The sequence below is a fragment of the Pseudomonas sp. 57B-090624 genome (assembly GCF_003234055.1).
GTDB lineage: Bacteria > Pseudomonadota > Gammaproteobacteria > Pseudomonadales > Pseudomonadaceae > Metapseudomonas > Metapseudomonas tohonis.
Genome location: NZ_QKRU01000017.1, coordinates 23,250 through 36,853, shown reverse-complemented (window position 1 = coordinate 36,853; position 13,604 = coordinate 23,250). Strand labels below are relative to the sequence as shown.

The following is a 13,604-nucleotide window of genomic DNA, read 5'->3' as shown; positions in this document are numbered from 1 at the left end:
GCAGTTGGCAACTTGATGGGGCGGCTGTAGCTTGTCGGCCGTAAGAAAAGTCGGATATTAGCCTATGAAATCATCCGCCTGGCTACAGGGATCTTTCGCCGAGCAGATTGAGTACATGTGCCAGCACTTCGGCCCCGCTGCAGCGGAGGTTCGCCATGAGCTGTTCTATCTGCACGCTGGCAGAGGCCAGACCGTAGCTGGGATACGGGCCTTCGGAGCGATGTTGCGTGACACCTGGCTATTGCTTCGACACAGCGGACCTGCATGGAAGAAGCAGGGGCAGCGGCAAGCCGTCCTGCTGGCCACCCTGGCCGGCATGAGTGGCTGGGGCACCCTGCAACGCGTTCTGCCCGCACTGCTGTCGGCCGGTTATGAACCGCTGGTGCTGCTGCATCCGCGCTTGGCAAACCGCGATATCGCCACAGGCCTGCCCATCATTCGCCCCATGAGGCCCGAGCGGCGCACGTGGTGCTCGGCCCTGCAGGTATTCATCGCCGCGCTGCGCCAACGTCAGCCATTGCTGCTCGCCAGTTGCCTGGCCCGTCGCACGCTGTGGGCTGGCAGCCTGCAGCGCACCCTGGCAACCAGCCGTGGCGTACTGCTGCTGCACAACGACTTCGACCTGATGAGCCGAGCGGCCATCGGCCAGGGGCTCACCACCATTTGCCTGCAGCACGGCATTCCAACCGATGAGTTTTTCCCGACACGAGCCGACTGGTACGTGGCGTGGGGTGAGGCCAGTCGCCAGGTATTCGAGGCCAGTGGCACCTCGGACACTCGGCTGGTGATGGACGCACTGGGTCGGGGGGATACGCCCGAGGCTCCTGCACGCGCCCCGGAAGGCATTGCACTGCTCTCCCAAACCCATGCCCAGGTACTGGGTGAAGGCATTGGCGTGGCATTGACCGCCTTTGCCAACGCGCTGCTGCGGATCGCCCCGGCGGCCCGCATTCTGCTGCACCCCCAGGAAGGCCAGCCCTATATCGGCCCAGCTGCGCGCGCCGTTTGCCGCCCGCCACACCCGGAGCTGCAAAGCCCTTCCGCCAAACCGTGCCTGGTGGTGGGCTACTGCTCCACGGCCATGCTGGATGCTGCGTTAGCCGGGCATTGGGTCGTGGCCCTGCAGTTGTCATTGCCAGGCAACCTGGCGATACGCAAAGCCCTGGCGGCGCCCTTGCAGGCCGCCACGGCAGAGCAGGTAGTCGAGCTCTACCAACGCCTGCGCGATGACCCGGCCTTTCGTCATGACCGTGCACAGGCACAAGCCCGATGGCTGCACGGCCATTTTGCCAACGGAGACGGCCAGTTCGGGACCCTGCTGCAACGACTCCGGCAGTCACCGTCGATGGAGTGCGTGACATGACGCTAAGGGTGCTGCATGTCAGCAAGGAGTTCGAACCCCTGTCCAGTGGCGTAGCGCGCCATATTCAAGGACTGGCCGGAGCGATACGGGTCGATGATCAGATCCGCCTGACCATCCTGGCACCGGTCATCGGAGAAACCGGTAGCGACCTCGACGTCCGCCAGGGCGGCTACCGTCGCCTCTGGTCAGTGTTGGGCGAACACGACCTGGTGCACGTACATGGCGCACGGACACCGATCGCGGCATTCACCTCAGTATTGGCTGTCATCCGCGGCGTGCCGTTGGTTTATACCCCGCATTGTTACTACGACACGGGCAACTGGTGGCGACGTCTGCTCAAGCGTGCCTGGGACAGCACCGTGGAACGCCTGATGGTACGGGCAGCCCGCGCCGTGGTGCTGTTGCACAAGGGCTGGGAGGCCGATCTGGCACGACGTGGCTTGTTACCCCGGCAGGTGCTGATCATTCCCAACTGCATCGATGAACGCCGTCAGCCTGCCGACACGGGCCCCGTGCAGCTGGAAGGCGCACCTGCCCTCCTGTCCATCGGCCGACTGGACCCGGTCAAGCGCCTCGACGATGTGATCGCCGCGCTGAAAACGCCAGACCTGGCGCACGCCGTATTGCACATCGTCGGCCAGGGTCATGACCGCCCCCGGCTGGAAGCCCTGACAGCGCAACGGGACCTGACCTCACGCGTGCGCTTTCACGGCTGGCAAGACGACGGCGTTTCACAGCGGATGATGGCCGGTTGCAATGCGATGGTGCTGGCCTCGGAGCGCGAGGGTATGCCGACGGTCATCCTCGAGGGGTTGCTGTCGGGCGTACCGATGGCGTGCTCGGATATCGAAGGCTGCCGCGCCATCACCGACGCCGTCGGCTGGGACGGCGTGTTTGCCCTGGGCGACATCACGGACCTGGGCGCCTGCGCGGCCCGGTGCGCGCAGAGCCAGGTACCGGCCAGCGTGGTGGAGGCCGTGCGCCAGGGCTTCACCTGGCAGCGCAAGGCGGCCGAGCTGGTGGCCTTCTATCAGCAGGCCGTAAGGCCGCGGCCTGCCGGTTGGATGAAACGGCTGACGCGTCATTTGACCGATTACGACAACCCCCGCGCGCTCGGTACACGGTTGCGTACACGGCGTATCGGGCCACTAAGGGACATGATCGAGCAGGCCTACGCCCACCATGGCCATGTCAACGTGCTGGATGTAGGCGGTACCCAGCGCTACTGGAAAATCCTGCCGGCGGCTTACCTGGCCTCACGCCGCGTGTCCATCACGCTGCTCAACACCACGCCCGTCCGCGAGCCCCCGCTGCCACCATTCAGCACCCTCTGTGCCGATGGCTGTGACCTGAGCCAATTCGAGGACGGTGCCTTCCATATCGTGCACTCCAACTCCGTAATCGAGCATGTGGGCAGTCCGGAGCGTGTCGAACGCTTTGCCCGGGAGCTTGTGCGCGTAGCCGAACGCTACTTTATCCAGACACCCGATTTCTGGTGCCCACTCGAACCGCACTGCATGACGCCATTTTTTCACTGGCTGCCGCGTCGCCTCAGGATCAGGCTGGTACGCCGTGCGGCGCTGGGGCACTGGCAACGTGCCGCGGACCACGAACAGGCCGAGCTGATCGTCGATAGCGCCCGACTGCTGACCCGCAGACAGATGCAGGTTCTGTTTCCCACTGCCCGTATCATCCGCGAACGCATCCTGGGCCTTCCCAAATCCTTGATCGCCTTAAGCCCATGAAATTCGTGAAACCCTTTGCACTGCTCGACCTTCCACCACGGGCACTGGCCTTCGTCAGACGCTGTGGTGCCAGCACGTCCAGCATCGTGTCGATGCTGGCGTTGCTGCTGGGCAAGGCTGCCATCGATACCCTCTGTGCATTGCTGGTGGCGATCCTGCTGGGCACGCTGCTACCGACGGGGCGCACATCCTCCGGCTGGTATGCGCAGCTGGAAACGCACTGGTCGGCGATTGCCGGTAGCAGCGTGTCCGCTTTGCCGCTGCTGGTGGTGGCACTGGTGCTGGGCAAGGGTGTGCTGGCACCGCTGCTGTCTGTCGCGCGCAGCCGGCTGATCGACGCCTGGACGCTGATGATCTCGTTGAGCATTTTCCAACACGAACTGAGTCGCCCCGTTGCGCAGCTCTCGAACACAACCGCACAGGGCAGCAATGTGGCCGTAAATCACATGGCGCCCAGAATCGTCATCGGCACCCTGTTGCCCAGCCTGGAACTGCTCACCGAATCCCTGGTGGTCGCCCTGCTGCTCTGTGTGTTGCTGGCCCTGGAGCCCCTGGCGACCGCAATGCTGCTCGGTGCATTGCTGCTGGCTGCCGGCGTTATCGGCGCCCTGTCGGTGATGCTCAACGACATCAGGGAAACGCGCAGAGGCGAAAGTCAGGTGCTGATGCAACGCTGGGTCGTCGACAGCATGGCCAGCCTGCGTGAAATACACCTGTATGGTCGTGTGCAGGCGGTGCTGGATCGCTACTACCCGGTGGCTAAACGCTTCGCTCGCGCCACGGCTCGCGAGCGTACGCTGATGGAGGTCCAGTCACCCATCATGGAGCTGTTTTTCCTGATGCTGCTGGTGCTCTGCGTACTGGTGGCCAGCAAGGGAAGCGGGCAAACGGACCTGCATGCACTGGCGTTGTTTTCAGCCGTGGGCTTGCGTTTGCTGCCAGGTTTTCGGCGTTTGCTGTCCAGCCTGCAGACGCTGCGCCTGTCACGCCCGTATTTTGAGGAGTTGACCTCGCCCGACTCGTCCACTCGAACACCCGCAACGGCCCCCCATCAGCACGCGGCTCCGGCTCGTGCCCCGCGCCAACCGGTGCTGCTGTGCGAAGCGCTGCAATACCGTTACCCCCAGGCCAGCCAGGCGGTTATACGTGACCTGAACCTGAGCATCGACCAGGGCGAATGGCTGGGCCTGGTCGGCGAATCGGGCGTGGGCAAATCGACGTTGGTGGATGTACTGATCGGTGAACTGCAGCCCAGCCAGGGCTCGCTGCAATGGCTAGACCTATCAGCGGAGCACCGGGCCATCGGCTATGCCGCCTCTAGCACTACGCTGATTCCGGGCACGCTGCGCGACAACCTGGCCTTTCTGGGTGGCGGTACGGAGCCGGTGCTTCGCGAGGCGCTGACCATTGCAGGTGTCGACGCCCTGCTCAATCGTCTTCCCCAGGGCCTGGACACCCCCGTGGAGGCGTTCGAGCAACAGCTATCGAGCGGCGAGCGGCAACGCATAGGGCTTGCTCGCGCAGTTGCTCATGCCCAGGTACTGCTGGTTCTGGACGAGGCCACGGCGGCCCTGGACCAACTGAGCGAGAGCCGCTTCCTGCAAGCCCTGCGCGCCGCGCGGCCCGGGCTTGCCGTGGTGCTGATCACCCATCGTCTCACCGCTCTGCGCCATACCGACCGCAACGTACTGATGGCTGACGGCACGCTGACGGACTTTATGTGTTCAAACGGGCTCGATCCGGATATCGACTCTGCCGAGCGATCCCACTCATGCATCTAGCGTTTGTACTGGCACGCCCCCGAGATCATCAAGCTTTCTTCGCTGATTTGCGCCTGCGTTCAATGCGGTGTCCGCCATGGCACCGGCCCGGACAGCGCCGGAGGATGCCCGCAGCGAACGCCGCTGGTCAGCATGACAGCCCCCTGCTCGACGAGGCTTGGGACGATAGCCGCTTGCGGTAGATGCCGTCGTCCCCAGGTACGCCGGGCAGCAAGCGGTCGTCCCGTCCGTAGATCGGCGAACCCAGTGCCGCCTCGCCACGCAGGCATTCGAACAGAGCCGCCGCGCCCGTGTCGCCGAAACGGAAGTTGGCGTGGCGGATCACCAGCAAACCACCCGGCTTGAGCACCCTGGCCAGGTCGCCGAGCACGCGATCAAAGTCATCGAAGTGAATCCAGGCGGAACAGTCAGCGGGGCGCCCCCCCAGCGCACCATGGCGGAAGACGGCCATGGCCATCACCAGGTCATAGCTGGCGGTCTCCTCCTGCGCCACGTCCCCCGCACAGGCGAAGCTCAGGCGGCACTCTCGCCCCTCACGTCGCCATCGCGCCTGGCACTGGCCAATACGGCCAGCATCGATATCCACGCCACGAATATGGGCCTGCTGGAAATAGCGAGCCAGGCTGAAGACCTCCTCGCCCGTGGAGCAACCGAACGAAAGCAGGCGCGTTTGCGGAGTGTCTGCCAGCAGTTGATGAATCGACTGAAACAACTCGGGGTAGCGATCTTCCTGCGTCGTGCCGTATGGCTGGAACAAGCCTTGCGGACGCCGCCGCATCAGGAGTGCAGACCTCCGCCGCTCGCCGCCGCGCAACACGTGCACCATGAAGCGTACCCATTCGTGGAACAACCAGCGTCTCCTCATTTCGCTTTACCGCAACCCTGATGACGATGAAACTGTCCGCCAACAAACGATGCGGAGCGGGTTTCCTTGGCCACGGCAAGCACGGACTTTCTGAACCTCAAACTGGGCACATCCACCATTGGGGAAAATCTCCTGATCGCGCGGGAAAGAGGCGATGTAGTTCTGCATGAAGATGGCACCTGGGAACTGACGCGTCCTGTCCGATTGAACGAGAACTGGGTGGTCGGCCCCAACCGCACACCATTCCCCTGCGGGAAGCTCCTGGGCTTCCTGTTCCGTCAGGCCTACGCTCAGGCGGCCGTCCCAGTGGGCTGCCGCCACTGCTTCAAGGTACAGGTACGTCCAACCAACCTGGAGCAGCTGATTGCGACGCAGAAGATTGCACATGATTTACCCTATGCCTACAAGGCCGGTGCCAGCCTGAATGCACGCTACCAGGCCGGTCCTTACCGAGCGCTGTTCTATCTGGATGGACTGCAGAATGCACGCGAAGCTTATCAGCGGGTACTCGAACGTGTGCTCGCTACACCTGAGCTGGGCACCAACGTTTCCGTCAGCATAAAGCGTGGCTGTAGCGAGTATGAGGTCCACTGCGGCCCTTCAAACGAATTCACCTTCAGTGATGAGCTCGCTGCTGCCGAACTGGAGTTGCTGAAGCGACTTCGTCAACCTGCCCCGCCAAAGGCGAAGCAGCACGCACTGACGATGATGACGTGGATACAGATCGCGTATCAGTTGGGTGACGAAAGCTATAAACAATTCACCCAAGGCAAGCCTCTTTATCCTGAGCCGGTCTGTTACACGGCGGAACCGTAGCCAATCCCCCAATTGCCAAAATGCGGGTAGTTGATATAGCGTGACCCCAAACTGAAAGGAGTAGGAAAATGGCCGAACAAGACATCCCTGAATCCATCGAAATCGAGTCCCAACGTAAAGCCTGGGAAAAGCCTGAAATCACCGAAGTCTCCATATCGGATGTGACTTCATCCATTTACGCTACCAGTGGCAATGACGGTACGTTTGGCTTTTCGAACATCTCCTGACCGGCATGCTGCATGCTCAACCACTGTAAATCCCTGGCTCGCCGATGAGCGCATTTGCCGGTCTGCTTTCCGCTCGGGTCATACCAGCGGAACTACCTGAGCGTTTTGCAGCTGCACTCGATGCGCCAGGACTGGAGCGACCCTATCACTGGTCGCACCCTGGCCTTCTCCTTACCCACCGCTTACGTATTACAGCCCCGGAAGATCGACAGGATCATCAGCCCGCCATTCGGCATGATGTCCCTCTGGTGTTGGTATTCGATGGTTACCTGATCAACCGCACCGAACTGATCGACGCTCTGGCGCTGCCCAGGGAAGCACGCGGCTGGGCTGACAGCGCCATTGCCTTTGAAGTAATACTGCGTTGGGGGGAGCGCGGTCCCGAACGCATGCTCGGTGATTTTGCGCTGGTGGTGTGGAATTCTGCTGATCGCAGCCTGTTGCTCGCCCGTGACGCAGTGGGTCAGCGCCCCCTGTACTATCACGAGGGAGAAGGGCTCTTCGCTTTCGCCACGAACCCAGCAGCCCTACTGGCAGTTCCCGGCATCGATCGCGAGTTGGACGAAGACCACTTCGTCGCTCAGCTATCGGACCTGCCCGTGGCCGACAACGGCACACCATACAAGAGTCTGCACCTTCTACCTGCGGGCTCGATTGCGGTTTTACGCTCTGGCCATCTCAAGCAACGTTTCTACTGGACGCCAGAGCAACGAACCGAACTGCGCCTGTCCAGGGAAGAGGAATACGTCGAGGCGGCACGGGAATTGTTCGAGCGCGCGGTCAAAGACTGCCTGCGGATCGAGGGCCCCGCATTTTCCTCCCTCACAGGAGGGCTGGACTCTTCTGCTGTGTCAGTGACGGCCGTGAAGTACTTGCCAGGCAACACATTGACCACCGTCACCTGCTTGCCCGCCATCAATACCGAGATGCTGGACTCAGATCACCACTACATGAGCGAGCGACGTTATGTAGCGAGCATCTGCGAACAAACGCCCGGATTGCAGCCGCTGTTTTTCAATGCTCCAGCGCAGCATCGATGGGATACCGACTGGCCACGGATGTTCCAGCTGACAGGCGCCCCTTGGCGAAATGTGATGAACATGGCCTGGATGGGCTCCGCGCGGGATCACATCAGGCAGCAAGGAGGCCGTGTACTGCTGGCCGGTGCGCTAGGCAATGTAACGCTTTCCTGGGATGGGCAAGGCACCCTTACCGGTTTGATGAGGGATGGCCGATGGCTGAAGGCTTTCCAGGAGTCATTCGCCCTGGCACGCACAAGCAGGCAAAACACCACCATTGCGCGACAGATATGGCGCTCCACCCTGGCCCCCTTTGCGCCAGACATCGTTCAGCGGTGGAAAACAAAACTGCATGCTGGGTCGAGTGCTTTCGAGTGGGGGCATCAATCTCCCATTGAGCCGTCGATCAAGGCACGTATTCGAACCGAAGATGGAGCCAGGCGCCGCAAGCAAATGGCTTCCATGTCGAGTTGGCAACTGCGCCAGGAATGGTTCAGGGAGCGCCAGTCGGCACTGCAGGCAACCGGACTTGTGCGGGCGCTGCATGGCTTCGAGGTTCGCGACCCGATGGCTGACCGGCGCTTGCTGGAGTTCTGCTTTTCACTTCCCGACAGCCTCTACCTGCAAGGCGGCGTGACTCGTCTCCTCGCCCGCCGAGTCACCGCGGATCGACTGCCTGGCGAGGTGGTCAACAACCGCAAACGCGGCATGCAATGCCCTGAATACCTCCATCGGATGAGTATGATGCGCCCCTTTCTAGGCGAACGACTCGAAGAGCTGGAGGCTTCACCGCTGGCCCGACGCTTGCTCGACCTCAAACGAATGAAGGCCCTCCTCTCGAACTGGCCAGACCGACCAGCGAGCCCGGAGCACCTGACCCTTCTGCACCGAGGCCTGCACTTTGGTGCCTTCCTGTGCTGGGTCGAAACAGGCTGCCAACTCCAGGGTTAACCTGCTTCGACTACCCCCAGGCCCTCGCTAGCAATAAGCAAGGCGCGCTCTAAGCGGCTCGGTGGCGTCTTCGATACGGCGTAGCTGTGCTTCGTTCAATCGCTCACGCCACCCGCCGGCACGCCCCTCTCGGAAGAAGCGAGCGGCGCGTTGCGGCCGCTCGGTGAAACCATGGCTGGCCTCCGCAGCCTGCAGCCTGTCGAAACGAGTGGCATCCAGTGCTTGCTCCAGACGTTTGTCATCCAACGGCCAGCCACAATACTCGATGACACAAGCAAAGCTTTCCCGGGGCTTCGCCAACATGTCTTCGTAGCGAAGAAGCAAAGGGCTCCAAGGCGCAGGCAGATCGATCCAGCTCAGCACATGCCGACTCCAGCTCCCCAACTGCTGAGGCAACTGATCCTTGAGCCCGAGCTTTTGGTCGCACAGGCTGGCTGCCTCGTCGAGGAGAAGGTCGATCGCCCTGTCCACACTGAAACCGATGTGCCCGGCCAGCGACAACACCACATCGCGGGGATCGCGCACGATATAGACCACTCCAAGGGTGCTGGTGGCTGGAAACAGCGGCTCCCCCCCCGGAGTCAATTGCCAAGCGTCATGCACCTTGTTGAACAAGGCTTCGCGCGCCTCTTTTACCTGCAGCTCATACATGCGCGGACGCAACGTCAACACCTCATCCGGCAGCAAGTCGGACGAGGCGACGCCCAGAAGCTCGTCGAAGCGGCGACGACTACTGGCAATGGGAGCGAAGTTCTGCTTCTGCGAGAAGTCTGGCTTCGACCCGCCCAGGCGATAACTGTTGAGCACCAGGCGCAGCCAGGTGTTACCAGACTTGGGGTAGGACGCCAGCCAGTAAAAACCGCTCATGCCTGATGGGTCGTCCCGGCGTGGAAGGCCACGATGCGATGGACAAGTTCATCCAGATGTTCAAAGCCGGAGAGCTGTCGAACCAGAACATGTCGCTTGATGCCGGCCGCCAATCGCGTAACCAGTGAGAAGTGGGCGCCCTTGCCAGCGGCAACCGTCATGAGGATCCGTTCCTGATACAGGGCCTTGGAAAACCGAACCGATGCCGGTAAGCCGCCAACCTCTTCCAGCCCTGCATGCTTGGCATCCTCGACGCGCTCCAGGTGGTACAGCGCTGTCAGACTCAAAGGAGCGCCCACGGCGAAGTGCTCTGCTCCCAAGCCGACGGAGAATTTGTCCATACCCTGTCGTACACGCTCTGCGTCCCCCGTGGCATGGCCAAACTGGCCCATAGCGTCCTGCCAGAGCTTGACCCTGGGGAAGGTAGGAAATGCCACTGCACCTCGCGTCGGATCGAGACTTACCACCGTGACATCGTCCGCCAGAATCGGATAACCCCGCCGCATGAAGGCGGATGCAAGGGTCGATTTACCCGTTCCCGAGGGCGCCGTGAAAGCGACCGCGACATCCCCCTGGGGAGAAGGCAGTTTCACGCAACAGGCGTGCAGAGGTATAACGGTACGGCGCTGGCAAACGATTGCAAACACGGTCCCGAACAGAAATGCCCTCACTGCGGGCAGGTCCGCTGGGAGGCTGGGTTGAACCCGAATCGCACGACCATCCTGTGCTATGCGGTAGATCGCAACTGACTCGATGGTGAATAGACAGGTTCCATCGGCGTCCATTTGCAGAACGGGACCGTCGTATTGAGGGTCCCGCAGTCGTGCCTCAACCGCTCCGAGTTCGATATGAAGATCTACCGGGGCCTGAGTATCCCCCGTCCAGGGCAACAGCTCCGGCAACGGCAAATCACTGTGCACGCGCCAGCCGCACAGGAAGTAATCATCATGCATGGCGTGACACCTAATCTTGCTGCCGCAAAGCGTGAACGTTGCCGATATGCTCCGCCCCACAAACGATCCCACCGTCCTGCCCCGGCAATACCAGCCAGGCATGGGCGCCTATGGACTCACCTTCTTTGCGCACCCCCAGGCAAAGTACCGAACGCCTCCCGCGCAAGCGCAACATGCACGCAGCCACCAATGCTTGGGGCAAACAAAGAGGCTTCCAGGGAAGGCGCCTTGCCGCAACGGCCACCGCATGTCCCACCGCACGAGCCATCGGCGACAAGACCGGATTCAACTCAGACGGCGCAGGCTCGATGCGAGCCCCGCTCAAACTCAGCAGAAGGCGCCAGGAAAATAGACGGCAGAAGACAGGAGTGAACAAGAAAAACAGGGCAGCTTCGACAACACGAAGACGGTGAGCGTTGATCAAGCCTGAACCTCGATGAGTTCACGACTCGCCAGCTTGCTCAGCAGCTCCACGACATCCTGGCGAATCACCTGGATATCGCCGTCATAGTCGGCTGCCAGTGACTCACACAAGGCCTCTACACGCATGGGCGACGCGAGACGCTCCCAAATATCGCTGGCCACGGAGTTGAGGCCGAAGTAGTGCCACTGGGACACACTCATCAGCACCAGCTCACCACCGATTTCGGCGGCTAGCACGCTAGCATTCCTGATGACAGTCGCCTCACCCGTGATATCGCTCATTCCTGACTCCGTCGCCCCAGTCAAACGCGGCTCATAATGCCGAGCCATCCAAGGCCCTACAAGCCCCTGGGCCAGCAGAACAGGGGCAGGTGAACGCTAATTTTATCGAATCGCATCGAGATGGCCTCCACCCTGCAGGGCTCCACAGCGAAAACCCGCTTTAATCAGCTGGCTGCACGGCTTAGACCGCCCCCCCATTCGCCAGTACGCTCAATGGCCAACGGCCGGGTGAAAGCCATGGACCCAGCCGTATCCCGGATCCGTCAGGTTATCGGTGCCGATTCCGCCGCCTCCGGTGCGGCCAAATTGATACCCACGCACATCTGCTGGCTCGTTGGTCAACGGCAGTTGCTCGGAAGCCCCCGCCGTATCAGGAAGCCGCTTCCTTCGCCCCCTTGCCATTGCGCTCCCGCCACTGCGCCATCACGCGCTGGGCATTTTCCGCGCAGTCCATGCCTTCGGGCTTGCCCTCGATGCTGGCGATGGTCTGCAAGAGGCGCTCGCGGCTTTGCGCCAGGCGCTGCTGGACGATCTCTATCTCCGCGACCTTGGCGTGCAGGCCAGCCAGCAGGCGATCGTGGTCACCGATGCGCAGGTCGGCGCCGGGCATCAGGCTGCGCATTTCCTCCAGGCTGAAGCCCGCCTGCTGGCCGCAGCCGATGATTTCCAGCACATGCAGGGTTTCCTCGGGGTAGTCGCGGTAGCCGTTGCCCAGGCGCTGGGCGTGGATCAGGCCGCTGGCTTCGTAGAAGCGGATGCGCGAGGCGGCCAGGCCGCTGCGCTTGGCGAGTTCGCCGATCTTCATTTATTTGCTGCTCCCCTATTGACCTTGAAGTTGACTTTAACCTTAGCCTTTGCGACGTCACAGCCCCCGCCGAACGCCGCTCACCCCGAGCCGACGACCGGCGCCTACCCGGAGAGCCCCATGTCGTCCTTCCAGCCCCTGCAATTGCCCAATGGCGCCGTCATCCCCAACCGCATCGCCAAGGCGGCGATGGAGGAAAACCTCGCCAACCCGGACCAGACCCCCTCCGACGAGCTGCTGCGTCTCTACCGCGCCTGGGCGGAGGGCGGCGCCGGCCTGCTGCTGACCGGCAACGTGATGGTGGACGCCCGCGCCATGACCGGCCCCGGCGGCGTGGTGCTGGAGCAAGGCCAGAAGCTGGAGCGCTTCCGCGAATGGGCACGCATCGGCCGTGCCCAGGGCGCGCAGTTCTGGATGCAGATCAACCACCCCGGCCGGCAGATGCAGGCCAACCTCGGCCAGCCCACGGTCGCCCCCTCCGCCGTGGCACTGGAGATGGGCGGCCTGTCGAAGATGTTCCCGGTGCCCAAGGCGCTGGACGAGGCGGAGATCGCCGCGCTGATCCAGCGCTTCGCCCAAACCGCCGTGCTCGCCGAGCAGGCCGGCTTCACCGGCGTGCAGATCCACGCCGCCCACGGCTACCTGCTGAGCCAGTTCCTCTCGCCCTTGAGCAACCGCCGCGAAGACCGCTGGGGCGGCTCGCTGGAGAATCGCGCGCGTTTCCTGCTGGAGGTGGTGAAGGCCGTGCGTGCCCAGGTTTCGCCCGGTTTCTGCGTGGCGGTGAAACTCAACTCGGCCGACTTCCAGCGCGGCGGCTTCGAGCCGAGCGACGCACGCCAGGTGGTGCTCTGGCTCAATGAACTGGACGTCGACCTGGTGGAGCTTTCCGGCGGCAGCTACGAGGCCCCGGCCATGCAGGGCGACGCCCGTGACGGCCGCACCCTCGCCCGTGAAGCCTACTTCCTGGAGTTCGCCCAGGAGATCGCCGCCATCGCGCGCATGCCGGTAATGGTCACCGGTGGCATCCGGCGGCTGCCGGTGGTGGAGCAGGTACTCGCCAGCGGCGTGGCCATGGCCGGTATCGGCACCGCCCTGGCCGTCGACCCCGCCCTGCCCCGCCGCTGGCGCAACGGCGAGACGAAAGCCAGCGCCGAACTGCCGCCGATCCGCTGGAAGCGCAAGGCCCTGGCTGCCCTGGCCTACATGGCCCTGGTGAAATTCCAGATGCGCCGCCTGGCCGCCGGCAACCAGCCGGACCCAGGCGCCTCGCCGCTGAAAGCGCTGCTGAACGAACAGTGGAAGACCCTGGGCCGCACACGCCAATACAGGAAGCAGATGAGCAACCGCGCCTGATCGCCCGTCAGTGGCCCCCGCGTTCGCGCGGGTGATGGCGCGGGTGAGGGGCTGGAGCCGTGCGACTGGGGTGATCCGTGCGTATTCCACCTCCACCTGCGGTGTCACCGGGGCCGCGAACGGTGGACCGATCAAGCGCGGTCCACCCCACGGA

13 protein-coding genes are annotated in these 13,604 nt (G+C 62.8%); 7 read left to right on the top strand and 6 right to left on the bottom strand.

All coding sequences use genetic code 11. From position 1 onward, the window contains the following. Positions 1–64 precede the first annotated feature (64 nt). The 3 genes from DMX10_RS10710 to DMX10_RS10700 are packed head-to-tail and all read left to right on the top strand — an operon-like array spanning position 65 to position 4,889. On the top strand, positions 65–1,363 hold the full coding sequence (locus tag DMX10_RS10710) for a hypothetical protein (protein ID WP_111261038.1): 1,299 nt from the start codon (positions 65–67) through the stop codon (positions 1,361–1,363). Then, a complete protein-coding gene (locus tag DMX10_RS10705; RefSeq protein WP_236206149.1) occupies positions 1,360–3,108 on the top strand; it encodes a glycosyltransferase in 1,749 nt (582 codons plus the stop codon). Before DMX10_RS10710 ends, DMX10_RS10705 begins: the two co-directional genes overlap by 4 nt. Beyond that, positions 3,105–4,889, top strand: a complete 1,785-nt coding sequence (locus DMX10_RS10700; RefSeq protein ID WP_111261036.1) for an ATP-binding cassette domain-containing protein — start codon at positions 3,105–3,107, stop codon at positions 4,887–4,889. The genes DMX10_RS10705 and DMX10_RS10700 overlap by 4 nt, the downstream gene beginning before the upstream one ends. Before the next feature lie 127 nt (positions 4,890–5,016). On the opposite strand, the gene DMX10_RS10695 is transcribed toward DMX10_RS10700, so the two are convergent. Then, a complete protein-coding gene (locus tag DMX10_RS10695) occupies positions 5,017–5,739 on the bottom strand; it encodes a class I SAM-dependent methyltransferase (protein WP_158545592.1) in 723 nt (240 codons plus the stop codon). A gap of 81 nt (positions 5,740–5,820) precedes the next feature. Here DMX10_RS10695 and DMX10_RS10690 point away from each other — a divergent pair, with 81 nt between their 5' ends. The 3 genes from DMX10_RS10690 to DMX10_RS10685 all read left to right on the top strand — a co-directional run bounded on the left by DMX10_RS10690 (position 5,821) and on the right by DMX10_RS10685 (position 8,767). Further along, complete coding sequence (locus tag DMX10_RS10690; protein WP_111261034.1) at positions 5,821–6,570, top strand: hypothetical protein; 750 nt, start codon at positions 5,821–5,823, stop codon at positions 6,568–6,570. Positions 6,571–6,638: 68 nt separating this feature from the next. After that, complete coding sequence (locus DMX10_RS32775) at positions 6,639–6,797, top strand: hypothetical protein (protein WP_158545591.1); 159 nt, start codon at positions 6,639–6,641, stop codon at positions 6,795–6,797. Between the two features lie 44 nt (positions 6,798–6,841). Continuing rightward, positions 6,842–8,767: an asparagine synthetase B gene (locus DMX10_RS10685; protein WP_111261033.1), complete on the top strand. Its 1,926-nt coding sequence runs from the start codon at positions 6,842–6,844 to the stop codon at positions 8,765–8,767. A gap of 27 nt (positions 8,768–8,794) precedes the next feature. Here the strand turns inward: DMX10_RS10685 and DMX10_RS10680 are convergent, their stop codons facing one another. The 5 genes from DMX10_RS10680 to DMX10_RS10660 form a co-directional block, all read right to left on the bottom strand. Next, on the bottom strand, positions 8,795–9,634 hold the full coding sequence (locus DMX10_RS10680; RefSeq protein WP_111261032.1) for a sulfotransferase domain-containing protein: 840 nt from the start codon (positions 9,632–9,634) through the stop codon (positions 8,795–8,797). After that, the gene (locus DMX10_RS10675; protein WP_111261031.1) at positions 9,631–10,587 is read right to left on the bottom strand and encodes a hypothetical protein; all 957 of its coding nucleotides are present in this window, start codon (positions 10,585–10,587) and stop codon (positions 9,631–9,633) included. The genes DMX10_RS10680 and DMX10_RS10675 overlap by 4 nt, the downstream gene beginning before the upstream one ends. Before the next feature lie 10 nt (positions 10,588–10,597). After that, a complete protein-coding gene (locus DMX10_RS33580; protein WP_111261030.1) occupies positions 10,598–11,011 on the bottom strand; it encodes a lasso peptide biosynthesis B2 protein in 414 nt (137 codons plus the stop codon). After that, positions 11,008–11,292, bottom strand: coding sequence for a PqqD family protein (locus DMX10_RS10665; RefSeq protein ID WP_111261029.1), 285 nt, complete (start codon positions 11,290–11,292; stop codon positions 11,008–11,010). Before DMX10_RS10665 ends, DMX10_RS33580 begins: the two co-directional genes overlap by 4 nt. A 370-nt stretch (positions 11,293–11,662) precedes the next feature. After that, positions 11,663–12,097 carry a MerR family transcriptional regulator gene (locus tag DMX10_RS10660; RefSeq protein WP_111261028.1) on the bottom strand — a complete coding sequence of 145 codons (435 nt, stop codon included), beginning with the start codon at positions 12,095–12,097 and terminating at the stop codon, positions 11,663–11,665. A 120-nt stretch (positions 12,098–12,217) separates the two neighbouring features. Between DMX10_RS10660 and DMX10_RS10655 the strand changes: the two genes are divergently transcribed. Next, a complete protein-coding gene (locus tag DMX10_RS10655) occupies positions 12,218–13,450 on the top strand; it encodes an NADH:flavin oxidoreductase/NADH oxidase family protein (RefSeq protein WP_111261027.1) in 1,233 nt (410 codons plus the stop codon). Positions 13,451–13,604: the final 154 nt, after the last annotated feature.

What these genes read in the sequence shown, in the direction of transcription:
- DMX10_RS10710 (WP_111261038.1), top strand. Translation starts at nt 65, where the DNA reads ATGAAATCATCCGCCTGGCTACAGGGATCTTTCGCCGAGCAGATTGAG.
- DMX10_RS10705 (WP_236206149.1), top strand. Translation starts at nt 1,360, where the DNA reads ATGACGCTAAGGGTGCTGCATGTCAGCAAGGAGTTCGAACCCCTGTCC.
- DMX10_RS10700 (WP_111261036.1), top strand. Translation starts at nt 3,105, where the DNA reads ATGAAATTCGTGAAACCCTTTGCACTGCTCGACCTTCCACCACGGGCA.
- DMX10_RS32775 (WP_158545591.1), top strand. Translation starts at nt 6,639, where the DNA reads ATGGCCGAACAAGACATCCCTGAATCCATCGAAATCGAGTCCCAACGT.
- DMX10_RS10685 (WP_111261033.1), top strand. Translation starts at nt 6,842, where the DNA reads ATGAGCGCATTTGCCGGTCTGCTTTCCGCTCGGGTCATACCAGCGGAA.
- DMX10_RS10680 (WP_111261032.1), bottom strand. Translation starts at nt 9,634, where the DNA reads ATGAGCGGTTTTTACTGGCTGGCGTCCTACCCCAAGTCTGGTAACACC.
- DMX10_RS10675 (WP_111261031.1), bottom strand. Translation starts at nt 10,587, where the DNA reads ATGCATGATGATTACTTCCTGTGCGGCTGGCGCGTGCACAGTGATTTG.
- DMX10_RS10665 (WP_111261029.1), bottom strand. Translation starts at nt 11,292, where the DNA reads ATGAGCGATATCACGGGTGAGGCGACTGTCATCAGGAATGCTAGCGTG.
- DMX10_RS10660 (WP_111261028.1), bottom strand. Translation starts at nt 12,097, where the DNA reads ATGAAGATCGGCGAACTCGCCAAGCGCAGCGGCCTGGCCGCCTCGCGC.
- DMX10_RS10655 (WP_111261027.1), top strand. Translation starts at nt 12,218, where the DNA reads ATGTCGTCCTTCCAGCCCCTGCAATTGCCCAATGGCGCCGTCATCCCC.